At 28.4% G+C, this 22090-nt stretch carries 27 protein-coding genes and 1 tRNA gene; 4 read left to right on the top strand and 24 right to left on the bottom strand.

The genetic code is table 11. From position 1 onward, the window contains the following. Nucleotides 1-249: 249 nt before the first annotated feature. The 5 genes from HBE96_RS05145 to HBE96_RS05125 form a co-directional block, all read right to left on the bottom strand. On the bottom strand, nt 250-1983 hold the full coding sequence (locus HBE96_RS05145; RefSeq protein WP_169296691.1) for a phosphoenolpyruvate carboxykinase: 1734 nt from the start codon (nt 1981-1983) through the stop codon (nt 250-252). Between the two features lie 581 nt (nt 1984-2564). Next, nucleotides 2565-3038, bottom strand: coding sequence for an IS200/IS605 family transposase (gene tnpA, locus HBE96_RS05140; protein ID WP_169296690.1), 474 nt, complete (start codon nt 3036-3038; stop codon nt 2565-2567). 705 nt (nt 3039-3743) lie between these two features. After that, entirely contained in the window at nt 3744-4367 is a 624-nt protein-coding gene (locus tag HBE96_RS05135) for a DUF2284 domain-containing protein (protein WP_169296689.1), read from the bottom strand. Continuing rightward, the gene (locus tag HBE96_RS05130; protein WP_169296688.1) at nt 4354-5949 is read right to left on the bottom strand and encodes a hypothetical protein; all 1596 of its coding nucleotides are present in this window, start codon (nt 5947-5949) and stop codon (nt 4354-4356) included. The genes HBE96_RS05135 and HBE96_RS05130 overlap by 14 nt, the downstream gene beginning before the upstream one ends. Beyond that, nucleotides 5942-6919 carry a radical SAM protein gene (locus HBE96_RS05125; protein WP_169296687.1) on the bottom strand — a complete coding sequence of 326 codons (978 nt, stop codon included), beginning with the start codon at nt 6917-6919 and terminating at the stop codon, nt 5942-5944. The genes HBE96_RS05130 and HBE96_RS05125 overlap by 8 nt, the downstream gene beginning before the upstream one ends. A 321-nt stretch (nt 6920-7240) precedes the next feature. Here HBE96_RS05125 and HBE96_RS05120 point away from each other — a divergent pair, with 321 nt between their 5' ends. Then, nucleotides 7241-7981: a hypothetical protein gene (locus HBE96_RS05120; protein WP_169296686.1), complete on the top strand. Its 741-nt coding sequence runs from the start codon at nt 7241-7243 to the stop codon at nt 7979-7981. 173 nt (nt 7982-8154) lie between these two features. On the opposite strand, the gene HBE96_RS25960 is transcribed toward HBE96_RS05120, so the two are convergent. The 18 genes from HBE96_RS25960 to HBE96_RS05030 form a co-directional block, all read right to left on the bottom strand. After that, nucleotides 8155-8592 carry a Rha family transcriptional regulator gene (locus tag HBE96_RS25960; RefSeq protein WP_206154837.1) on the bottom strand — a complete coding sequence of 146 codons (438 nt, stop codon included), beginning with the start codon at nt 8590-8592 and terminating at the stop codon, nt 8155-8157. 106 nt (nt 8593-8698) lie between these two features. Next, on the bottom strand, nt 8699-8857 hold the full coding sequence (locus HBE96_RS05110; protein WP_342590155.1) for an antA/AntB antirepressor family protein: 159 nt from the start codon (nt 8855-8857) through the stop codon (nt 8699-8701). Nucleotides 8858-8995: 138 nt separating this feature from the next. Beyond that, nucleotides 8996-9217: a hypothetical protein gene (locus HBE96_RS05105; protein WP_169296684.1), complete on the bottom strand. Its 222-nt coding sequence runs from the start codon at nt 9215-9217 to the stop codon at nt 8996-8998. Between the two features lie 10 nt (nt 9218-9227). Then, nucleotides 9228-9416, bottom strand: coding sequence for a hypothetical protein (locus tag HBE96_RS05100; protein WP_169296683.1), 189 nt, complete (start codon nt 9414-9416; stop codon nt 9228-9230). A 93-nt stretch (nt 9417-9509) separates the two neighbouring features. After that, nucleotides 9510-9782 carry a hypothetical protein gene (locus HBE96_RS05095; RefSeq protein ID WP_169296682.1) on the bottom strand — a complete coding sequence of 91 codons (273 nt, stop codon included), beginning with the start codon at nt 9780-9782 and terminating at the stop codon, nt 9510-9512. 536 nt (nt 9783-10318) lie between these two features. Further along, nucleotides 10319-10906, bottom strand: coding sequence for a hypothetical protein (locus HBE96_RS05090; RefSeq protein WP_169296681.1), 588 nt, complete (start codon nt 10904-10906; stop codon nt 10319-10321). Beyond that, nucleotides 10906-12276, bottom strand: a complete 1371-nt coding sequence (locus HBE96_RS05085; RefSeq protein ID WP_169296680.1) for an FtsK/SpoIIIE domain-containing protein — start codon at nt 12274-12276, stop codon at nt 10906-10908. Before HBE96_RS05085 ends, HBE96_RS05090 begins: the two co-directional genes overlap by 1 nt. Next, nucleotides 12263-12403, bottom strand: coding sequence for a hypothetical protein (locus tag HBE96_RS05080; RefSeq protein ID WP_169296679.1), 141 nt, complete (start codon nt 12401-12403; stop codon nt 12263-12265). Before HBE96_RS05080 ends, HBE96_RS05085 begins: the two co-directional genes overlap by 14 nt. Nucleotides 12404-12540: 137 nt before the next feature. Next, the gene (locus HBE96_RS05075; RefSeq protein ID WP_425350703.1) at nt 12541-12744 is read right to left on the bottom strand and encodes a helix-turn-helix transcriptional regulator; all 204 of its coding nucleotides are present in this window, start codon (nt 12742-12744) and stop codon (nt 12541-12543) included. A gap of 200 nt (nt 12745-12944) precedes the next feature. Then, nucleotides 12945-13142 (bottom strand): hypothetical protein, encoded by a 198-nt coding sequence (locus HBE96_RS05070; RefSeq protein ID WP_169296677.1) that lies wholly within the window; start codon nt 13140-13142, stop codon nt 12945-12947. A gap of 101 nt (nt 13143-13243) precedes the next feature. Further along, nucleotides 13244-14713, bottom strand: a complete 1470-nt coding sequence (locus HBE96_RS05065; RefSeq protein ID WP_169296676.1) for a hypothetical protein — start codon at nt 14711-14713, stop codon at nt 13244-13246. A 68-nt stretch (nt 14714-14781) separates the two neighbouring features. Next, nucleotides 14782-15267, bottom strand: a complete 486-nt coding sequence (locus HBE96_RS05060) for a terminase small subunit (RefSeq protein ID WP_169296675.1) — start codon at nt 15265-15267, stop codon at nt 14782-14784. A 46-nt stretch (nt 15268-15313) separates the two neighbouring features. Continuing rightward, nucleotides 15314-16072 (bottom strand): Rha family transcriptional regulator, encoded by a 759-nt coding sequence (locus HBE96_RS05055; RefSeq protein ID WP_169296674.1) that lies wholly within the window; start codon nt 16070-16072, stop codon nt 15314-15316. 11 nt (nt 16073-16083) lie between these two features. Then, nucleotides 16084-16233 carry a hypothetical protein gene (locus HBE96_RS05050; protein ID WP_169296673.1) on the bottom strand — a complete coding sequence of 50 codons (150 nt, stop codon included), beginning with the start codon at nt 16231-16233 and terminating at the stop codon, nt 16084-16086. A gap of 126 nt (nt 16234-16359) precedes the next feature. Next, a complete protein-coding gene (locus tag HBE96_RS05045) occupies nt 16360-17115 on the bottom strand; it encodes an ATP-binding protein (protein ID WP_169296672.1) in 756 nt (251 codons plus the stop codon). Nucleotides 17116-17135: 20 nt separating this feature from the next. Beyond that, the gene (locus tag HBE96_RS26200) at nt 17136-17945 is read right to left on the bottom strand and encodes a hypothetical protein (protein WP_243186838.1); all 810 of its coding nucleotides are present in this window, start codon (nt 17943-17945) and stop codon (nt 17136-17138) included. A gap of 51 nt (nt 17946-17996) precedes the next feature. Further along, complete coding sequence (locus HBE96_RS05035; protein WP_169296671.1) at nt 17997-18227, bottom strand: hypothetical protein; 231 nt, start codon at nt 18225-18227, stop codon at nt 17997-17999. A 16-nt stretch (nt 18228-18243) separates the two neighbouring features. Beyond that, complete coding sequence (locus HBE96_RS05030) at nt 18244-18423, bottom strand: helix-turn-helix domain-containing protein (RefSeq protein ID WP_169296670.1); 180 nt, start codon at nt 18421-18423, stop codon at nt 18244-18246. A 155-nt stretch (nt 18424-18578) separates the two neighbouring features. On the opposite strand from HBE96_RS05030, the gene HBE96_RS05025 reads away from it, so the two are divergent. Both HBE96_RS05025 and HBE96_RS05015 read left to right on the top strand, forming a co-directional pair. After that, nucleotides 18579-19478, top strand: a complete 900-nt coding sequence (locus HBE96_RS05025; protein WP_169296669.1) for a helix-turn-helix domain-containing protein — start codon at nt 18579-18581, stop codon at nt 19476-19478. A 68-nt stretch (nt 19479-19546) separates the two neighbouring features. Further along, the gene (locus tag HBE96_RS05015) at nt 19547-20995 is read left to right on the top strand and encodes a tyrosine-type recombinase/integrase (RefSeq protein ID WP_206154836.1); all 1449 of its coding nucleotides are present in this window, start codon (nt 19547-19549) and stop codon (nt 20993-20995) included. A 151-nt stretch (nt 20996-21146) separates the two neighbouring features. On the opposite strand, the gene HBE96_RS05010 is transcribed toward HBE96_RS05015, so the two are convergent. After that, nucleotides 21147-21222, bottom strand: a tRNA-Thr gene (locus HBE96_RS05010). 365 nt (nt 21223-21587) lie between these two features. Here HBE96_RS05010 and hsp18 point away from each other — a divergent pair. Next, nucleotides 21588-22040 carry a heat shock protein Hsp18 gene (gene hsp18 / locus HBE96_RS05005; protein WP_169296668.1) on the top strand — a complete coding sequence of 151 codons (453 nt, stop codon included), beginning with the start codon at nt 21588-21590 and terminating at the stop codon, nt 22038-22040. Nucleotides 22041-22090: the final 50 nt, after the last annotated feature.

Here is a 22090-nt window from a genome sequence, read left to right as displayed (position 1 = left end):
GTCTATATAATTTTCATTATAATGCTAATTCAAAATATGTCTATTGGTTATTTTGAAATTAAACTTTGAAATAAGAATATACCTAATGATAACAAATTAAAAATAATTTATTTTTTACTTTTACAATATTGATTTGTTTTCCTGAACTGAAAATCTATTAACTCTGTTGTTTTTAATTATAATACAGCAAAAAAAAATTTCAACACATTTCCATATATTAATGTGTTGAATTATTACTTACTTGAATCCCTATAAATTTCTAATTTGTTCTAATAACTTAATAGCAGCTTTTTTAGGCCCTTCTTTTTCTTTTCCAGGTATGCCCAACATGGTTCTTAATTGTCCAACCTTTACCCCCTTATCAAAAAAATTATAAAAATACTTATAAATAAGTTTATCTGTTTCCTCGATTTTTTGTACTGGTCCAAATGGATTTGCAAAATAAGTACTTACAAGTCCACTTTCTGTAGTTGTACCTTTAGCCATTCTTATTCCTTTCCTAAATACATCTATTGCTTTATCTACATCTGTAAAGAACTCTAATTCTTCACTATCTTCATAATTATTAGCATAGAGAAATATATCTACAGGATATCCTTTTGTAATTTCTTTATAACTAGCTACAGGAATAACAAGCCTTGCATTTATTTTATCTGGATTCATAAATATACTTCTATCAATTTCCCTAAATGCATATCCTACATCTAAATCATCCAATCTCACAAATGCTCCTATTTCAGTGCCAAATCCTAAAGGCTTACCTTCATCATTGATCTTTAAAAACCCCATGTCATCAAAAATTATAGTCATATCGCTTATATAGTTGTAACTTAACTGTCTAAAGGCTTCTAAACTTTCTGATTTTCCTGCCCCACTATCTCCCATTATAATAACATTTGCTTCTTTATCATCTTTAGTTATTATATTAACCATTGCACCATGTATTGGAAGATAACCTCTTTTTATCATTATTAAATTATAGAGAGTTAACGTCATTTTTTTCATATATCCAAAGTAGTCTATAACTTCTTTGTAATTTACATATCCAAGCATTATATCATTTTCTTTGTCATCATAAAATATAGTACGTATATCCTCATTATTATCTCTAACACCAAATGCATATACTATATCAGGCTTCTTTCCCCTATACTCTTTCTCTTTAGCCAATTCAAAAAGATTGCAAAGAGTCACTCCGTGAGCCATAAAATCTCTATGAAAATATATATATGCTAATAAAGTTCCTACCTTGGCAGGATAGCAAAACCAGTGATTTTCATTTATTGAACAATTAATTAGGGGATTTTCATTACACTCTGTAAAAATTCCATCTCTTTTATTTTTTTTGGGATATATTATAAACGGAGGATCAACTAATATAGATTCTATAAATGGTATTTTATTTAAACATTCATATCCACTTGGATAAGGCCATTTTATATCATTTAAAATAAGCCCCGCATTTCCCCCTGCTGGAAGCTGTCTGTATACCTTTGGCTTTTCCCCTATAACATTTTCTTCTACTTTTCTATAGGTGTCTAAAATAAGATTTGAAAAATCATTATTTGCATCAATAAAATTTACACTTTGAAATCCTTCACCTATTTTATTATTTTGCACTATAGTATACCTTTCTAACTTTCTCCAAAATCCATATAATCCTTCTATAAATGATATAAACTTATCCTTGTCTTCCAGGAACTTATTATATTTCTCATTAAATTTTCTTATTTCCTCAGCCTTTAACACCATAAGCAATTTTAATACATTTATAATATTCTCCAAAATATTTGTATCATCACAACTCATAGAGTTTTCAATATATTTATATACATTACTTTCCTTACTCTTTATTTTAGATATGTAGGCTTCTAAAACTATTTTAAAGCCTTTACTCCCTAATAACTTTTCTGCAGTGTTGCAGTATTTTGCTGTAAAATTGATCATAGCTTTTCCATTACTTAAAGAAAATTCTTTTTGCATAAACATCCCCCTATTTCGAAGTTTATTTTTGCACTTTCCTGGATCACTAATAATTAAATATAACTGCACTACATATTTTGGGAACTTACCTCATTACTAACCTTGATTTTTTAACAGTTACTTTACTTAACTAAACATTAAAACTTCTAATTCATATTATGGGAATGTAAAGATTTTAGTTCTTAAAAAAATAAATAATTAATTTTAGCACTTGCATACTTATATAAATTGTATATATTTTGTAAACGAACGAAAAATCAGTATTATATAAACATATATGAATAACTCATAAATTACTTGTTGAAAGTACATAAAGAAGTCATTATGTTGAAATTAATAAAACTATTCTGTTTTTGCTTTAAACCTACAGCAATAGTAGTAACTCCTATGTAACACATATTTGTAATTATTTGTTTCGTAGTGTACCTATTTTAGATTTTAAAGAAAAAATCATAATCAGGACCACCCGTAAAACGGGTGGTTTGCTCCAGCCCTATAAGGGCATATTGCTGGCTTATGTCTAAAGACATTCTGAAAGGTCTGCCAACCGCAGATTTCTACGGTCTACCCCTAAAGGGGTTTTATTTTTTGACCTTATTAACTGGCTCACCCGTGAACGGGTCAATATATTCTTTAATACTGATTTGTTCTGCTACTATATCCTCTTGTATTTGCTTTCTTATATATTCTTCAATTATTTTTTTATTTCTTCCAACCGTATCAACATAATATCCCTTACACCAAAATTGCCTATTGCCATACCTGTACTTCAAGTTTGCATGTCTATCGAATATCATAAGTGAACTCTTGCCTTTCAGATATCCCATGAACGCTGCAACACTCAACTTTGGTGGTATACTCACAAGCATATGTATATGATCTACACATGCATTTGCTTCTATTATTTCTACTTCCTTGTGTTCACACAACTTTCTCAAGATTTGACCTATGTCTGCTTTTATACTTCCATATATTATCTGTCGCCTGTATTTTGGTGCAAATACTATGTGATATTTACAATTCCATTTACTGTGTGATAAACTGTTGTTATCCATTTGGATACTCCTCCTTTGTATTTTGTTGTGGTTGGCAAACCCACTTTCATTTTACATCGGAGGTTTTATTTTTTCTACTCATAGCTAAAAGCCTTTTAGAACCCCCGGTATAACCGGGGGTATTCATTAAACAAAAAAATAGAAGCTTGATATATCAAGCTTCTTTATGGTGCTCCTAACAGGAGTCGAACCTGCGACCTACTGGTTACGAATGTGTATCACTACTTATTTTATAATTTATTATCTTATCGTAAAGCCTTGTTTTAAGCCATTTTTATATTTTTGCTTATTGTATTCTGTAGCTGTTTTTAATAATTTTTAGCATTAATAAATCCCAAGTAAAGCCCAATGGGTATTATTGAATTTTTATTGCATTTTAGATATTAATTCTACCCAATTTTCAGGAAAGCCTACTAATTTTAAATCTATATAATTTCTATATTCATTTATCAGTTGCTGCAAATTTATTCCATATCTTTTTATCTGCAACCAAATATTTAATCACTATAATATTTATAAAAATTCTCTTTGTATCAAAATTATATTTTTTATCCTCTTTTCTTATTTTAACTGGAGGAAAAACTTCATTATATATTCTTCCATAATGATCACATTAGTTTCTGAAATGTGTTAAAGATTGTAACCACGAATCAAATAACTTTGAATTTACTTTACATAGGTTATTTTTAATACTGATTACAAAGACTAATTTTGTTTTTTAAGAATTTCAAATATAATGTTTTCATCTATAATTTCATTAGATAACAAGCCTGCAACAACACTAGTATATTCAGGAACATTTTTTTTTCTGTACCACAATAGCTTAAAATCAAATAGATCTTTAACCATATTTGAAACATCAACTCCTAGAGCTTCAAAACTATAAGTTTTAATGTCATTATGAGCACAAGGTTTATCTAGTTTACATTTACATGGTTTACACATTCTACAACTACCAGTTGAAATATAGTGATTATCTGGTCTTTTTAATTTTCTTAGAGTTTTATCAATTCTACTTTTTAGTATACTATTGGCAGCTTTTACTTTTAAATAATCATTTTTTATATATGAAAATTGTTGTAGTTTTATATGTAATAAGCATATTGATATATAACTATAACCTTTAGTAAATTCCTCGAACAAAGGTGAATATGGCGGGCACGACCACTTTTTTCCATAATTCACACATCCACTTTTGCATAATTCGGAAAACTTAGTATAATCCATATAACCTTTTAAGTTGCAAACTCTACTTTTTAAAATAAAACCTTCATATAATAATGATCCATGAGGCGTAATTGCCTTGAATTTTTTATTAATCATTTCCATCCTTTATAGAATATACCCTTTCAGTATCTAAATTTGAAGATTGTTCAAGCGCTAAAACTTCACAAGAATATATTCCTTTTAAAAATTTTTCTCCAAACTCTTTTATTGTACTAGTAATATCAGCTGATTTCAACTTTACAGTAAAAGTAGAATCATCCTCATTTGAAATTTTAAATTTTATTTCAAAAATCGATGTAGCACCTCCATCATCATAAGTTATATTACAATGTTTTTTAAATATAAAATTCCTTTTAGCAGTATCTTGTCCATCTCTAAATATTGCTTTATAACTGTATATTTGTTTTTGAATACTCTTTAAAATTCTTTTTAAGCCATCAATATCATTACCTTCAAACTTAAATTGTTCACTAACCAAACATTCATGAATACATATAGTTTCACCATCAATAGTACTTTCACTTACATCAAATTTAGGAGTTATTCCAAGAAGTTCATATGTAGAATTAGATTTTATATATAATTCAGAAATTCGCTTTCTTCCCCACTCTTGACAATCATCTACAATAATTAATAAATATGCAAAACTTAAAATATCCAAATGATAAATGTCATGGCATGTATGAGATGCTATGGCTCTTAAAATTTCTCTTCTAATGTAAAATTGTCTAACATCTTCTTCATTAAAACGATAATCCTCATTTATATTATAATCAGATTCTAAAAAATAAATTAATAACTTATAAATAATAATTGAACTCAATATACCATGTTTACATTGCTCAAGCGACTTTTGAAATTTAAAATAATACTTAGGTTGCAATCTTGCAACATAACCTTTTTTATCTTTAGCTTTTCCTTCTTCAGTTTTTTTCTCTTTACATTCTTCTTTGTTCTCTTTTGGGCAATTAGTATTAACTTCATGCATTTTTGAACTAATGAACCTTAAAACAAAATCATTCATATTGTTTTGAACACCATTAAAAGATAAATCCATGGATACAATCGGATTCGCTATAAATGTCTTCATCATATCTTTTGTTTTATCAATAATTTCTTGTGACTTCTCTAATGGATATCCTAGATCATGAGTTAATGCTATCATTGACCATATACTTAACTTTTCTAGAGAATTAATTTTTATACCTTTTTCAATATTTATTCTTTCAAGATATTGGCCATCTTTATTAAGTAAACATTCTAACCCTAACATCCAAACACGAAAAACATGAACTACATGATCTCTATAGTACTTTCCACCACCATAAAGCATAGATTCAAAATTCGAGTATTTTTCAAAGTAATCACCTAATTCACTTACGCCATATGCAATGGGATGCTTAGTTCTAATTTTAAGAAATGGCTCCCTTGTATCAAAAAATCTCAAACATTTTATAGACTTATCAATAATTAATTTCCAAGCCTTTTTTATTGTTTCTAGATAACAGAAAATACGGTAGTCATTATCATCACTTCGTATTTCGAATTGATCTAAAATTTTCAAAATCTCTTCATCTAAAGGATGTTCAATATCTTGTACATCTAATTCTTCCAGATATTTAGGTATTTGTTCTTTGCCATATTTTTTAATTTTATTTAATAATTTTAAATCCCCATTAGCCATTATTATCACCGTCCTTACTAAAAGATTTAATAAGATATTGTCCTACACAATTTTCACAATTTTTTACTTTTCCAAACTCTGCTATATAATTTCTAACATATTTTAAATACATTGAGTTTTTATATATTGATTCAATGTCAATTTCATTTATGTTTTCAGGAACCAAATCTTTCATTTTTATTCTATTATTTTTGAAGACTTCACAAGGATATACAAATCCATCATATTTAATATTAAGCTTTCCTCTTGCTGCTTCACAACTATCCTTGTTATTCTCTTCAGATAACGGAACTCCAATTCGGATATCAACAGAATCATTTTTGCTAATAAAATTCAACTTTTCTTTTAAGTTTTCTGTTTCTTTATCTGATAAGGCAATTTTATGTGCATTTTCGAATGCTCTTCCATGCAAAACAAGCCTTAAAAAACTTATTTTTGAAACACCAAGTTCTTTGCAAAAATCAATGGTAGATTCAATCTCATGTATATTTAATTTCATTGGAACAAAATGAGCCTCTGTTACTATATTAAACTTTCTAGCACTAGTTATTGACTTATTTAAAAGCTCAAAATTTCCTTTTGTCCCCATAATAACATCATAAGTCGATGGACTAGCACCTTCAATATTAAATATAAGTTTAGTAACCTTTCCACAAATTTCACTTAAAATATTTTCTGGAATTGATATTCTTTGTTGTTTACTACTTAAACAAATTCCACTTGTATAAACGTAACTAGACAATCCTCTTTTAAATACATATTTTATCATTTCAATAATTTGTGGATGTAAAAAAGGCTCTCCTCCTGAAAAACATACAGTATTTAGTCCTAATTTAATACCACCATTAATGACTTCAGTAAATTTATCAAAAGAAATCATTTCGGTACAATTAATAGAAGAGTATGATGAACAATGCAAACAATTATTAGGGCATTTTCGTATAATTTCTATAGATATTTCATTTAACATATTTTCACCTCTTTTACAATCATATATTTATATTTTAATATTGAATTTAACCATATTTATACACTTTAATTGTAGTCCTTAATATTTTTTATGTCAATTTCATAAATAAACTTGATTCACTTCTAAATTAGAATTCATTTCATTTATATATAATTTTATTACAATTATGAAAAAAACATCACATAATATAATTGAAAGATGAATTTTAGTTAAAGCGCTACGTATTATTCACTTCATTTTTGTACCATGTTATTTTACAAAATACATGATTAACTATACTATAAAATTTAAGCTATTATAATTTTTATGGAGGTTACGCTTATGTATAATTTAAGTATTGGATTAACTTATGAAAATTTATTACAATTATCTAAAAATTACAGATATGATTTTTTATCAATTAATCCGACACCTGGTTATGGTTTTGGACCATTAAACAGTTCAATATTTGTATTTCGAACTATAAAAGAATCTCATTTATTAAATAAAAAATCAATTAATAATGTCCTAATTGATGCAATTAATTATAAAAATATAAACGGTTTTGATGCTGCAATTCATGGTGATTGTCATTTTCACATTCTTGATATAAACAATATTAACGAAGGTGCTATTAATCTTACAGATATCATTTCTTTAAAAATAATAAAAGACGAAACTGGAGAAACTTTTTATGCTACTATTAAAAATCAAAAAATAATTCCAGCAGACAAAATTGATAATAATGATGATAATGATATTATTGAAGTAAAGCAGCTTAAATACATACTATTTAAAATAAATAATTCAGATATCATCAATTGTAAAAAAGTAGAGTTAGCCAAAATTTTTGCCCTTCAAATCAAAGATATTTGGCACCGTAACAGATATCAAAATTTTAACAATATAACTAACCTTGATATAGATAAAGGTCTAAATGACAAGTTAGATCCATCAACTTCCTGGGAAAAGGCCAAAGAACTGGTGGAACAAAAACGTAAACACTGGGAAACTAAACAAGATATTGCTTTTAATAACTTACTAACAGAAAAACGATCTTTAGATTATATAGTATTAGATTAACTTATTTTTATCACTATTTTAAAGGGATATAATAATTTTTAATATCTATATCCCTAATAACCTTATTTTATAATATTAGATTATTTGACAATATCACCTACTAATTTTTATTAGCTGTACTTCTAAATCCTGAATATATTTTGTTATCAATTCAGTTTATACTTTTATTTAATTTATATTTGTAAATAACAGAATGTATAGATTTTCACTAAATCCCCTACTAGAATTAATGAATGACTTACTTTTACTGGATCTGCAAATATAACTTTAGGCTCCTGTTCTTTTAATTGATTTACATGCTGCTTATTTTCTAATTCTAGTTGTTTCTTTTCTTCCTGTTCCCTTATCCATATTTTAGCTCTTTCAATTGAATCTTCTATCATATAACTAGGTTTTGACTGTCTAAGATTTTCTTCTAATTTATTGATATATTCAATAGTTTTGTATCTTACAAAAGCAGACTCACTATTTAACATTTCTAACATTCCATTACGATTAAGCTCATAGCATGGTTGACTTTTATTTTGAGAATTTATATACGAGGACTCGGAAAAATTTCCTATTCCTCCTAAACCTAGATTTTTTAACGTTTCAAGTTCTTTTCTGTCCACAAAACAAGCTGTAGTGCGAACTTTAAAGGTTCCATACTTTCAGTAGGCAAGCTCTTTTTTAAATCTTTTAGTTCCTGGCTTTCTAATTTTATAAAATGTTTACACTCTATATTTCTTTTGCAATATCTAAAGTTATAATGTAGTCTATTAATGTTGCATTATTACCTTCCCTTTTAAAAGATAAGCAAGTAAAGCCTTTATTTTCAATAGCTCCAATCATTTCAAGTTGCTTTTTAATCCAATCTGAAAAAGCTTCTTTATCAATTACAACTCTTAATCATAAGATCATAATCCTACACATAAAAAAATTAAGGCTCGTTGAGAGCCTTATATGGGGTTTACAAAAATGATTATTTTAAAGTACATTTACATTATGGACAAGTTACTCTTTTCTATTCACTTATTAAGAAAAAAAGCTAATTATATTACATATAACTTTTATTATTCCTGGTGGGTGCTGTATTATATAAGCTACAATCTGCATTACATTTATTCCAATTAAACAAATACCACTAAACTTTATTACATCTGCATAATCTTGTTTTCCAAATGTCCTCATAGCTTTGCTTAATACCAATGTAATAGCTCCTGTTTTTATAATTCCTATAGCTAAAACTTTTACCATATTAAAACTCCTATAAAATTGATGTACAAGCTTGTAAAAGCTTAATAACTATTCCTAATGCTGTTACTCCAATACCACTCAACCCTGCTATATTCACAAATTGAGCCATATCTACCTTACCAAAAGCATTAAGTAACTTTTCTGCTACTGCTGCACTTATTCCTATAGCTGCCATTGTAACTATTAGAGTTGTATTCATAATAATACCTCCATAAATCACACATTATTTTAAATCAATTAGATATAATAATAGAAAGGAAAGAAGAGTGCGAAACTTCTCTCCACTGTGCATTTAAGCACGTTTTCTAAATGGAATAACATTGTCATGAGTAGCTTCTTTATTAAGCTGCTCTTGTCTTTTCTGTTGTAACTCTAACACTAGTTTTTTGCTACCTTTAATTGAGTATCTAAGCAATCTTTTCATTCCTCTATAAATTGCTTTTTCTAATGTGTGCTTTCCTACAATGTTTCTAAATAACACAAATCTTATTGTGATAGTCATAACTTCCCATAGTAAGAAGATCTGAAAAAGTTCCTTTAAAGCTTCTCTAATAGTTTGTAACATAAATTTTCCCTCCTTAGTTTTTTATATCTTAACTATTTATTCATAGACTCATAGCAATTTTGAGTTTTCTATAATATCCAATTCCGCTTACTTACTCATATCTAATGATCTTCTATAACTTATATATCCTACCTGGCTAAAATTGTAGTGAGTAGGATTAAGAGTATTACCTCTTGGGACCTTATCTTTGCAATATAACTAGATAAGAAACATAAGTCATAGAAACCCATTGGATAGAATAAGTAATGGTAAAGATATATAGAAAATACAAACACTATAGACCTGAATAAGTAGGTAGATATCCCATAAAAGCAAATGTATCTATCTTTTGGCCTTGTATCTGTCTTTTGTGGTATGTACCAGGAGCAACCGCTCCCTTTATCGAAGTGCCTTTTATTAAAAGTCTCTTCTTATTGAGAACTAAGGAATTGCATAATTAAGCCATTTAACTGTATATCAAATATACGGTTATTGTGGTTATACTTTAAGCTGTCTTAAAACATATATTCATAGAGTATACTTTAGTATACACTAAATTACATGAATATCTTGGCAAAATCACTAAGGTTAAAGTCTAAATGTATTATATCCATGCTTTGAAAAGTAGGATCACTTTTATGGTTTATATCATCAATTAGAATAATCGTAGGGAATACTCCATAAGCCTTTTGCAACTCTCCACTATTAAATAAGCTTTCGTACTTCTCCAGGTTTAACTTATTGTGTGAAGCATTAACTTCTATGAGGTTATAAAATCTATAACCATTGAAGTCATATATACAAAATCCATCTGATCTGATTTTTCCATCAAGCCATTCCTTCTCTTTTTCAAAATGCACTATTTCAGCATTACAATGTAGCAGTTCCACATAGTAATCCATTAAAAGCATAGAATGTAAGCTAACCTTTCTATATTGATTGTCAATGTAATAAATATTTTGGTTTGTTATAAAATTTCTACTGCACTTAAGGTAATCGTTTGATACTAGTTTATTTAAACGTCTCCTGGCTATATCATAAGAATATTTTTGCTCCTTAAAAAATGCCTTTTGTATCTGCTCTATACTAGCAAATTTATATTTTTCTATGTGGTAGTAAATAGCTCTATCTCTATCCGTTAGCATTAAAGCTTCACTCTCCCTTTATGTGGCTTTTCTGTTTTGATTGGAATCTTAGTCTTATCAATTACATGTACTGCTTTTGTTTCTTCATAGGGTACAAAGTTAGGTATATTGCTCACAGCTACCTCTTTAGCAGGACTTACTTTATCGAATACTATAGGAATTTTTCCTTTACCCTTAGGAGTATTTTTTTCTTTAGATTTGCTCCCTTCATCAAAGGTTAATGTTCTATGATGTGGTTTGATATGTGGCTTTAAATAATTGATTATTGCTTTATCTGTTATTTCTAATGTTTTTAGGTATGTTCTTTCTCCAATATCCATAATTGCCATTCGTGGCTCTAAATTCAATGCTGAATCATCATCAAGTGCTACTTCTGAACTCTTCTTATTGGTTTGTCTAAAACTGATCTTGACGTTACACATAGCTTTTACAAATGGCGGCAGCTTATCTGCTGTTGGCCTTTGTAGTGATAGTATAAGGAATACCCCCACACTACGACCTATCTGTGCTATTTCCTCCAAATAGTCCATTATTGCACTCTTCCACTCTTTAACCTGTTTACCATCACTTGTTTTACTCATAAGACTTGAAAACTCGTCTATAACAACATATACTGTACTCATAATACATACGTTCCTTTTGTTATACTCTGTTATCTTTCCTGCTATTCCACGCTTTTTTAGAGGAATGATTAAGGAGCTACGCTCAATCATTTTTTCATGTATGTGCTTTAGCATTAAATATGTTTTCTTTATGGTAGTAGCAAAACATCTTACCTGGTCCATATCCTCATAAATATATAAATCTTCCTTTGCTATCTGCACTAAATACAATTCAAGCTGTAACATACTACTGTTATAGATAAGACTTGTTAAGATATGATCTACTAATTTACTTTTACCGCTTCCAGTTGAGCCGCATATAAAGAGATGTGGAAGCTCATTCATGTCAATTATTATAGGTTCTCCATCAAAACTAATCCCCAAGAACACTTCATAAGGTTTTACTTTTGGTGGCAAAAATTTTCCCACTTTAGCAGGAGTTTGAATTATTCGTGCTAAAGCAAAATTTTCATTCTTTTTTTTAGTAAGCATAAGGATACATGGTAAACTATCCTGTATTAAGTCCATAGCACATTTTAGTCCTTCAAATGTTAATCCATAGGGTATTAACACCTTTGCATTGTATCCATAATTTACAGACTCTATTTCCGTTAATGAAAAGGTATCTTTTTCTTTATTATGGATACCAGCATTAGCTAATATTCTTATCCAGGCTCTTTCAAGTTTGCTTATTTTGTTATGCTGCTCCAATGATGTTTTAAGATTTTTCCACTTTGACTTCAAATTCATAACATCACCTTTTTTCATCTAGTCTTTTAAACCTATTAAGCTCCGCTCTACAATTCATGTACTTTTTTTTATGACCAAAAGGTTTAACTATAACAACTCCTGCTGCTGTAGTTAAGAACCAAACTAATATAATATACTTTAACACCTCTTATCCTCTAACTTGATTGCTTATACTATATCTTATTCAATGTATCTGAAAATATTGCCTGTCTACTAAATTTTTTTTTGTAGAATCTAAAATAAATTTACTCTAAACTAAATTTCAAAATAAAAAAATAAGTCCTATTCACTGGACTTATAAAATATTTTCTCTACATGCATATGTAATTTATTAGCTATATCTATAGCAGTTTCTAATGTTACCTGCTTTCTATTATTTTCTATCAAATTATAAGCAGTATTATTCATTCCCAATAACTCAGCAAAATCCTTTTGCTTTTTATAACCTTTTTGTAATCTTATCTGAAGAAGTCTATTTTTTATCATCATATCACCTGCTTGTACAATAAATCACTTTCCAATATATTTAATATTCTACAAAGATTCAACTAGTTCCTTTTAAATTAAACAAATATTATTTGTACACCTAACACTAAACTATATACATATAGTATATTCATAAAAATATGGTTACTGCAAAACATATTCCAGTAACCACAATATAAATTATTGAGTATTCAGCGCTTTTAATAGCTTATCTTTTTTTGATACATATAATTTTCAACAAGCTCTTCTGGTACTTCTTCTATAGTCTCAGTAACATCACCCTCATTTGCTTTAATAATTTTTTTATAAAACTTATTTGTATTTTTATCATGAAAATACCATATCCCTTTATTCCCCAATCTATCACCAAATAAAAAGTCTAATTGTATTTTTAGCATTTTAATTCCTCCATAAATCATATAGTACATATTTTTTATACTCTTTTGATATTTTGAATATTTCAAAACTATATCTGGCCTATCTCTCACTTTATTAATTATTAAACATCATCATACCATCTTCCATCCAGTAAAGCCTGTTTCCATAGATTTGCATCATTTCTTGATCCAGAATCATTATTATAATTCTCTGAATAACCATCTAAATCTTGTAGCCTGTTGTAAAGAGGTATTGATTTATCAGATGCAAAAGCTTCTATTTGATCGTCTTCACTACCATATGAATTAGAGGACGATCTTCTTCCCCCACTACTATAACTTCTACCACCGCCCCTGCCACCACTTCCACCACTAGAAGCTCTTGATAAAGCAGCTGTTAATTTTTCTTTCTCTAAATCAAATTGTCTATCTGCATTCTGCTTATTAAAATCAAAAGTTTTCTGCCATTGATCGTTAGAAGTATCAAATTGCTTTTGCCAGTTATTCTGTTGTTGTTGCTTGTAAGTCTGATCTGCATCATAACTCTTATTTTTCCAATAGTCCCCACGATTAGCATTATATAAATTCATTTGATTTTGGAAACCTTGCTGATTAGCTGTATTCTGTGCATTATATGTCTGCCAATTATTAGCGTTTTGGTCTTTCCATCCCTGGTATGACCTATCATAAGCTTTATCATAATTTTGCAAGGCCATATTATTAATTTGCTGCTGTTCTTGCATAGCTGCATTAGTTAAATCGGTAGTTCTAGCTTTGTTAACCTGATCTACTCTATTTCCTGCATAACTGCTTCTGGCCAATCCTCTTGATAAAGTATCATTATTAGCCTGTGGTATTAAATTAGTATCGTAATTATCATTTATATTTTTAACAGTTAAATCATATTGAGGTTTAAGCATTTGTTGTGCTTCATCTAAATAGTTTTGCATATTACCCGTAAAGCTAAAAGGTGTAAATGTTGGTGTTGATACAACTGTAGGAGATGTAGGCTTTTGACTATCCCAATAGTAATTTTCTGCCGCTTTTGCTGTTCCTGTTGAATCTTGTCCATATGCTCTATTAATATCTAGCCTATTAAGCATATTATCAGTAATATTTTTATTTACACCATTTCCACCAAGCATTATTCCACCCTTTTGCATATTTGCTGGATCAAAATCAGGAGCTGAAACATCAACTATTTTATAACCATCACCTGTTCTAAATATATTTTGTGCATTTTGTAAATCAGTTCCTGAAGCATAAACATATTTTAATCCGCTTTGCGGTGTACTTATTCCATTACTAATAGCATTTGCCAACGCATTCTGAGTATCTGTAGCATCCGCACCACCTAATCTATGTATTCCCTTGGATTGAAGCATATCATCACTAACATTAGTATTTACTTTGTTTCCTCCAAGCATCCACCCATCACTTTTCATAGTAGAAGGATCAAAACCTTGCGTTGAAGTATCAACAAAATTGTAGTTTTTATTATTTCCATATTTAGCAATAGCATCTGATAAGTCTCTCCCTGAACCATAAATATATTGAGCATTTTTTGATATATTATCCATTGTTGAACCCATATATAAAACCTCCCTCTATTGTCTTATATTTAATATTTTTTAATAATTTTTCAAAACTTATTACTTTCCTAAAAAAAATCCTCTAATTTCTTAGTACCAACACCTATATTTCCAGTATGTTCTACCTTGTCTACAAACATTCCTAAATGCTTTGCTATATCTTCAAGCGCTTTAACTTTATCGTGAATCTTAATTGATATACCATCTTTTGTTTGTTTGATCTCTACCACCGCTCTTAATTTTTCCTTTGGAATATCTGTAGTATTAAAAACTTTTACTGCATCGTCTTTTACTTCCAGATAGTCGGCAATATTAGCAAAACCGATTGCTGCAAGCTCATTTAAAACTTTATCTTGTGTTATCTCTGTCCTTTTTTCCCTATCTTTCATACATTTATGCATATGTTTCTGAACTGTAGTTTTCTGTAGTAATTCTGAACCAATTTTAAAAGCATTTTTTTGACTGTATCCAGCTCTTATTGCTGCTTGTGTTGCATTTAAGTCAATCAAGTATTCATCAATAAATTTTTTCTGCTTATCTGTAAGCCTAGCCATAATAACACCCCCAATGCACTTTAAATAAATTGTATAAATATATTACTTAACTAACCTTTATATTCTCTAAATCCATTAAAGCTTTAATTCCTATACTTTCAAGTAATTGATGTATAAATAGTCTTCCTTTTTGAGTCCACTTTGTATTTAACCGAACCTGACCTACAGCATCAATAAAAGTTTCTGATTTAGTAAATCCCTTATCCTTATACTTAGCTTTCAAAATCCATTGTTTATTAACCTTATATTGCACTTCACTTTCTTTAAGAATTTCATTTAATTTCTTGGCACTAAGTCCATAATCAGCAGCTATTTGGGTAACAACTATAGCATTTGTAGAATTTAGAATAGTATCTAAATAAGATATTTTAGGTTCATATTCAAAAATTCGCTGTTCTAATATAAGCTTTTCTTCCTGTTCCTTTATCCATGCTCTAGCTCTTTCAATTGGATCTTCTATCCTATAGCTATCTATTTTTTTTACTTTTAATTGATTCTCCATTTCTTCAAATTTAGTTACATACGTTGCAGTAAATAAAATTCCTTTTTCACCTGTCATTTTATTTGCTACCATATCACAACCTTTTTTAGTAAGCAAATAACATTTTAAAGTCCTTCCTGTACTATCTTTATATGAACTCTGAATAAAAAAATCAACTGAACGGAATTTTCCATTGAGTAAATATTTTATATATCCATCAATGCTTTCAAGTAAATCACTATGCCTTTTACCTGCCATTACAGCAACTTCTCTACTATCTGTTACTAACTGACCATACCTATTTATAATTTTTAAATTATTCATATCAACACTCCTCAAAATTTGCTCTTACAAAATTTAAGCTCCATACGAACTTTATTTACTATGGCTTCAATGTCATTGACTTCAAGTACATCAATATTTTCAATACCTCCTAAAACTTGTTTTAAATTCTCCTTCAAATTTGTACTTTTTGTATTTTTCATCTCAAATTACCTCACTTTTTTATTTTAAATTTTGCTTTTTTGAAGCTCAATTTCTTTTAAATTATCATCTGCAGAAACAGTACTATTGCCAAACTTAATTCCTCAATTATTTTTGTTCCTTCTAATTCACTCTAATCTCTTGTCAAATTCTTCTCCAAATATATCAAGAATTCTATTTTCACACATTTCTATAATTCTTCCACCTAGTGCATAATCTATATTCAATAAAGATTGACTTAAATGTTCACTAGAAACTACTATTGGTAATCTATTCAAGTACCTATAATTCAATATATCAAACGTAGTTCTTATGTCCGATTCTGTTGCCCCACCTTTAAATAAATCATCAATAATAAGAATTTTTGATTTTTTATACTTATTCATTTTCTCCTGATATATTATTGGATTCATTACATTTTGTTTTAACTCTGTAATAACCTCTCTATACGGAAAATATACAGGATAAAAACCTTTTTTGATAAGCTCTAAAGCTATAGCCATACATATATGTGTTTTCCCTGATCCTGGTTGTCCTAGAAAAGATATGCTATTATTATTATTAAATTGGATTGCCACAAAATTCTCAACATAATCCATCGCCATATCTTTCATTTTTTCTGATACCTTATTATCTATTTTAAATGTTTTAAAATTCCTATCGGCTGACATTATGTTAAATCCAGCATCTATCCATTGTTGCCTTAAAATCTCCTTTTGCTGGCATTTACATATTTTTATAATAGGTTGTCCATCAGCTTGATCTGTTATTATACTTCCTGTATCTCTACAAATAGGACAACTATAGTTTGCCTTAGGTGCTCTTTCTTTACATTTTAAGGCCATCTCTTTAATTCTTTTTACTGATTGTGAAATACTCTCCAAACCTCATCATCCCTTTTTTATTAATCCCATCCAAGTAATTTTTTAGGTTTCTCTTTTTCTTGTTTTAATTTATCTGTCATTATGCCTTTTCCTAAACCTTCACTTAATTCTAAAATTAATCTGTCATATTGTTTACGTAATTTATCTGGACTTAGAATATTTTTATACCAGAACTTATGTTGTTGACTAAACTTTATTAGTTCTTTAACTTCTTCTAAATCTCTTTTATCTATTCTAAGAACATAGTCAAATACTTTTGCCCAATTTTGTAAATTAGGTTCTTTAGCTTTAGGATTATTTTTTAATATATATTTATACAAATATTCGGCCAGTCTGTATTCGTTAGAATCAGACATATAAATCTTTTTATTTTTTGTTTTTATATATTGTTTTTTAGAGTTGTTAATCTCATTGCTACTGTCATTGTTATTCTCATTATCACAAATACCATCTAAAGCTTTGATATCACTAAGTTTCTCATTGTTGTTGCCATTGTTAACCTCATTGCTGCCGTCATTGTTAGCAAAAATTACTGAATTATACTTCCATATTGAAGGATTTTTACATCCTTTGGGAGGCGTATAAACATTAGTTATAATGCCAATTTTATCAAATTTTTTAATCAATCCTCGAGCTGCTGCAAATGTAACATTTAAATCTTTGCTTACTTTATTTATAGTCATATAAAACTGGCCTTTTGGTAAGCCACCTCTTATTCTTTGCAAATTCTCCTTTCTGGTTATATAATGATTAAATTTTATTTTGTCCAAATCTTTATCTAAATAAAAATTTAATACCTCATTATTTGTTGGATAAAACCCTTCTGCCATTACATATCTACCACCTACTTAAAATTCTTATTGAATATTGTATATACAACATCAATCACAACCAATTTTTCTTAAAACCCCATATTGTTTAGTACTTTCAAATGTTTTTACATTTTCCATTGCCTTATTTTTCAAAAATTCTTGGCACAGCTCTATATCAAATACGTAACGATTTCCACTAAGCAAACATGGTATTTTATGTTCCTTTGCCATCCTCCTTAGCTGATACTCCGTAAGCCCTAGCTCTGGTGCTGCTTTTTTTAAATATGCTCTTCTAGCCATTTAAACTTCCTCCTATTTAAAAAAATAATTCTTGAACTGATGTTTCAAGTACTTTTGATATCTTTTGCATAATTACTTTTGATGGATTTTTAACCTCTTTTTCTAGTTGATAAATGTAAGAAGCAGAAACCCCAATTGCTTCAGCTAAATTAGCTACTGTAAATCCTTTTTGCTTTCTGATTTCTTTCAAGTTCAATATTACGCCCCCTTCTAAACTGTTAGTTTAATTTATCCACAAATTCATTATATTACAAACTGACAGTTTGTACAAGTACTTTTTAAACTTTGAGTTTATTTTTGCAAAAAACCATGATACAATATAACTATCAGTTTAATAAGAGGAGTTTTAATATGAATGGAAATACACTAAAAAAATTAAGACTAAAAGAGAATCTTACACAAGAACAACTTGGGAAAAAAATAGGCGTTTCAGGTGCATACATTCAGCAACTGGAAAAAGGTAAAAAAGATAATCCTAGTTTAGATATATTAAACAAAATAGCTGAAACACTTAAAATTCCAGTTAATAAACTACTAGGAAACTTAACTTGGGGAACTAGATTAAAAAACTTAAGAGAAAAAAAACAGTTAACCGAATATAATTTAGCTAAAGAATTAAATATCTCAATAGATGATATTTTAGATTATGAAAAAGGAACTGAACCAGACATTGAAACACTACGTGAAATTGCTAAGTTTTTTGGTGTTACAACAGATTACCTTATAGGTGAAAGTGATTATCAAACTCCAGAAGACGAATCACTTTTGAAGGCTGCTAAATCTCATGTTGAATATTGGGATTACAACTTTTATCATGAGTTGGACATAATTGAAGAACATATAACAACTATAAAAGAAAATATAAAAGAAGAAACTGCAAAACTGAATGAAGCATTAGTTAACTATTATAAATCTCATATAGATATTGAACGCAGAAAAGAGTTCAATATATTAATAAATGTCATTCACGATTTAACTAAATTTACAAATTTCATAGTAGAATTATCAAAAGACGATAACTTTAAATATTTTATAAACAGTGAACTACTTACAAAAAGCTTAGTAAATTCTGCTATAGATCCAACTAAGCAACTTCAAGCTTTGAATGAATTTCATCTAAAGACCTTTAGCATGCCACATATATCAGAATCAACTTTCAAAAATTTAAAAACACTTGAAGAGCTATATACTAAAAATATTGATACAAGCGTAAATATTATTAAATTTTACTCCTTATTAAAAAAAAAATAATGATGAAAATAATAAATAATAATTAAGAATTTACATTTAATATGAATCATGAAAGGAGAATTACGATTATGGCATCAATAGAAAAGCGTGGTGAAAGCTCTTACAGACTTACTGTATCATGTGGATATAATAAGAGTGGAAAACAGATAGTTAAGCGTAAAACTATTAATTTAAGCCATATTAAACCCAATAAACGGGAATCGGAAGCCGAAAGGCAATTTGTATTATTTAAAGATGAAGTTGAAAAAGGAATCTTTCTTGATGCTGGTAAAATAACTTTTGAGGATTTTATAAATAAATGGCTAAAAGATTATGCAGAGCATGAGCTGGCACCTAAGACATTATTTAGTTATAAAAAGATATTGGAAAGCCGTATTATTCCAGCACTTGGCCATATTAAATTAAATAAGCTGCAGCCAACACATTTAAACGAATTTTATAATAACCTTCGTGAAAATGGTATTAGGCTTGATAAAAAGTATACTGCAAATAAGCACTATGCTGCTATTATTTCACAATCAGGAATAAACTTAAAAGATCTTGCTGCTAAAACTGGAATTCAATATAGAACCATAAAAAATATTAAACCTGGTAATAATACAACTTTCTCTATTGCTAATAAGATATGTCAAATTTTAAGTGTAAATATTAATGATATATTTGATGCTACTGAAAAATCTGCTACATTATCAGAAAGAACTATCTTATACCATCACAGAATTATATCCAGTATTCTTACATGTGCTGTTCAATGGCAATTTATATTAAATAACCCCGCTCTACGTGTAAAACCTCCAAAAGTTGAAAGAAAAGAAGCAAAACATTTTGATGTTGACCAAGTAGAGTACATATTAGAACTCATGGAAAATGAATCAATAAAGTATAAGGCTATGGTTTATTTATCTATTTATGGTGGCATGAGAGCTGGTGAACTAAATGGTTTGGAATGGTCCGATTTAGATTTTGATAATGCTGTATTAAGAATACAACAATCTTCTCAATATATACCTGGCAAAGGTACTTTCACAAAATCCACTAAAAATGAAAGCAGTGAAAGATTAATTACTTTACCTAACACAGTAATATCTGTACTAAGAGAATATAAACTATGGCAAAATGGTATTAAAGCTGATCTGGATGATTTATGGGTAAATAGTGACCGTATATTCACTAAACACAATGGTGAACCTATATTCCCTCAAACATTAGGAAAATGGTTCTCAAATTTCATTAAAAGACATAATAATAAAATCTTAAATGATAATACGATTGCAAAAAAAGATAAAGAAAAGTATTTGCTTGATACTGTAAACTTTCATGGACTAAGACATACAAGCGCAAGTTTATTGATTGGCGAAGGTGTAGACCTTGCTGCAGTGTCTAAAAGACTAGGTCATGCAGAACCGTCCACTACACTTAAAATTTATACTCATGCACTTCAAAGAGCAGATAAAGAAGCTGCTAACAAACTTGAACATTTATTTACTAAAAAAGAGGATAATAAAAAGCAAGGATAATAAAATATCGTTGCTTTTCTTATTGTATTTTAAGGCTATTTTTAATAACTTTTGATATTAATAAATCCCAAATAAAGCCCATTTCTAATTTAAATCCTATTTTTATAAAAAAATAAAAGCTTGCTATGCGTTGATATTTCAAGCTTTTTTGTGGTGCTCCTAACAGGATTCGAACCTGCGACCTACTGATTACGAATCAGTTGCTCTACCAGCTGAGCCATAGGAGCACAGTTAAATCTTTATCTATTTATAATTTTAATACACTTTGTTAATATAATCAACTATTCTCATAATTAATTTAATTTTACATATTTTTGATAAAACAATGATAACTTAACTTATACAGATGATCACAATATTAAAGGTCAAAAAAATTATATTTTTTTGACCTTTAATAATAAAATAGAAATATTTAATCAAATATTTCTATTTTTACGTTTTAATTCCCATTATACTAATTTACATCATTAAATCATTTACTTATTATTAAAATCTTTAAAATACTAATTTTTCTTACTTTGACTTTCTTTGACCTTTGTATTATTATATAAGCATAAACACAAGATATTAAAAAATTAAGGAGGTTTTTATTATGTTTGATATGGTTCCTTTTAAAAGAAACAATTCTTTAAGTAAAAGAGGTGATGACATTTTCGATAGCTTCTTCAACAATTTCTTTGCTGATGATATGTTTTATCCATCAACTATTTCTACATTTGGAAATGGATTTAAAGTAGATTTAAAAGAAGATGATACTAACTATATGATAGAAGCTGACTTACCAGGTATAAAGAAAGAAAACATAGATATTAGTATTAACAATAACTATTTAACTATATCAGCAAAAAGACAGGATGATATAGAAAACAAATCAGAAAACTATGTAAGACGTGAAAGAAGATATGGAGAATTTAAGAGAAGTTTTTATATAGACAATGTGGAGGAAAATACTATTGATGCATCTTTTACAGATGGCGTATTAAAAGTTGTTCTTCCAAAAAAGGAAAAAGGTAAAGAATCTAATAGAAAAATAGATATTCATTAATAACTTAAAAATAAAAAATTTTAAATATTAATGCCATTTTTATAAAAAAT

Origin of the sequence: Clostridium muellerianum (assembly GCF_012926525.1) — a bacterium.
Classification (GTDB): domain Bacteria; phylum Bacillota; class Clostridia; order Clostridiales; family Clostridiaceae; genus Clostridium_AM; species Clostridium_AM muellerianum.
The sequence above is the reverse complement of the archived record's forward strand: the minus strand, read 5'-3'. Positions and strand labels throughout refer to the sequence as shown.

Bases quoted from the DNA above. Each gene is read 5' to 3' on its own strand.
- hsp18 (WP_169296668.1), top strand. From the start codon at position 21,588: ATGTTTGATATGGTTCCTTTTAAAAGAAACAATTCTTTAAGTAAAAGA.
- HBE96_RS05085 (WP_169296680.1), bottom strand. From the start codon at position 12,276: ATGAAAAAAGGTGATGTTATGAATTTGAAGTCAAAGTGGAAAAATCTT.
- HBE96_RS05145 (WP_169296691.1), bottom strand. From the start codon at position 1,983: ATGCAAAAAGAATTTTCTTTAAGTAATGGAAAAGCTATGATCAATTTT.
- HBE96_RS05050 (WP_169296673.1), bottom strand. From the start codon at position 16,233: ATGAAAAATACAAAAAGTACAAATTTGAAGGAGAATTTAAAACAAGTT.
- HBE96_RS26200 (WP_243186838.1), bottom strand. From the start codon at position 17,945: ATGGCAGAAGGGTTTTATCCAACAAATAATGAGGTATTAAATTTTTAT.
- HBE96_RS05055 (WP_169296674.1), bottom strand. From the start codon at position 16,072: ATGAATAATTTAAAAATTATAAATAGGTATGGTCAGTTAGTAACAGAT.
- HBE96_RS05090 (WP_169296681.1), bottom strand. From the start codon at position 10,906: ATGCTAACGGATAGAGATAGAGCTATTTACTACCACATAGAAAAATAT.
- HBE96_RS05065 (WP_169296676.1), bottom strand. From the start codon at position 14,713: ATGGGTTCAACAATGGATAATATATCAAAAAATGCTCAATATATTTAT.
- HBE96_RS05130 (WP_169296688.1), bottom strand. From the start codon at position 5,949: ATGGCTAATGGGGATTTAAAATTATTAAATAAAATTAAAAAATATGGC.
- HBE96_RS05070 (WP_169296677.1), bottom strand. From the start codon at position 13,142: ATGCTAAAAATACAATTAGACTTTTTATTTGGTGATAGATTGGGGAAT.
- HBE96_RS05095 (WP_169296682.1), bottom strand. From the start codon at position 9,782: ATGTTACAAACTATTAGAGAAGCTTTAAAGGAACTTTTTCAGATCTTC.
- HBE96_RS05035 (WP_169296671.1), bottom strand. From the start codon at position 18,227: ATGGCTAGAAGAGCATATTTAAAAAAAGCAGCACCAGAGCTAGGGCTT.
- HBE96_RS05125 (WP_169296687.1), bottom strand. From the start codon at position 6,919: ATGTTAAATGAAATATCTATAGAAATTATACGAAAATGCCCTAATAAT.
- HBE96_RS05120 (WP_169296686.1), top strand. From the start codon at position 7,241: ATGTATAATTTAAGTATTGGATTAACTTATGAAAATTTATTACAATTA.
- tnpA (WP_169296690.1), bottom strand. From the start codon at position 3,038: ATGGATAACAACAGTTTATCACACAGTAAATGGAATTGTAAATATCAC.
- HBE96_RS05100 (WP_169296683.1), bottom strand. From the start codon at position 9,416: ATGAATACAACTCTAATAGTTACAATGGCAGCTATAGGAATAAGTGCA.
- HBE96_RS05105 (WP_169296684.1), bottom strand. From the start codon at position 9,217: ATGGTAAAAGTTTTAGCTATAGGAATTATAAAAACAGGAGCTATTACA.
- HBE96_RS05075 (WP_425350703.1), bottom strand. From the start codon at position 12,744: ATGATAAAAAATAGACTTCTTCAGATAAGATTACAAAAAGGTTATAAA.
- HBE96_RS05025 (WP_169296669.1), top strand. From the start codon at position 18,579: ATGAATGGAAATACACTAAAAAAATTAAGACTAAAAGAGAATCTTACA.
- HBE96_RS05060 (WP_169296675.1), bottom strand. From the start codon at position 15,267: ATGGCTAGGCTTACAGATAAGCAGAAAAAATTTATTGATGAATACTTG.
- HBE96_RS05015 (WP_206154836.1), top strand. From the start codon at position 19,547: ATGGCATCAATAGAAAAGCGTGGTGAAAGCTCTTACAGACTTACTGTA.
- HBE96_RS05135 (WP_169296689.1), bottom strand. From the start codon at position 4,367: ATGGAAATGATTAATAAAAAATTCAAGGCAATTACGCCTCATGGATCA.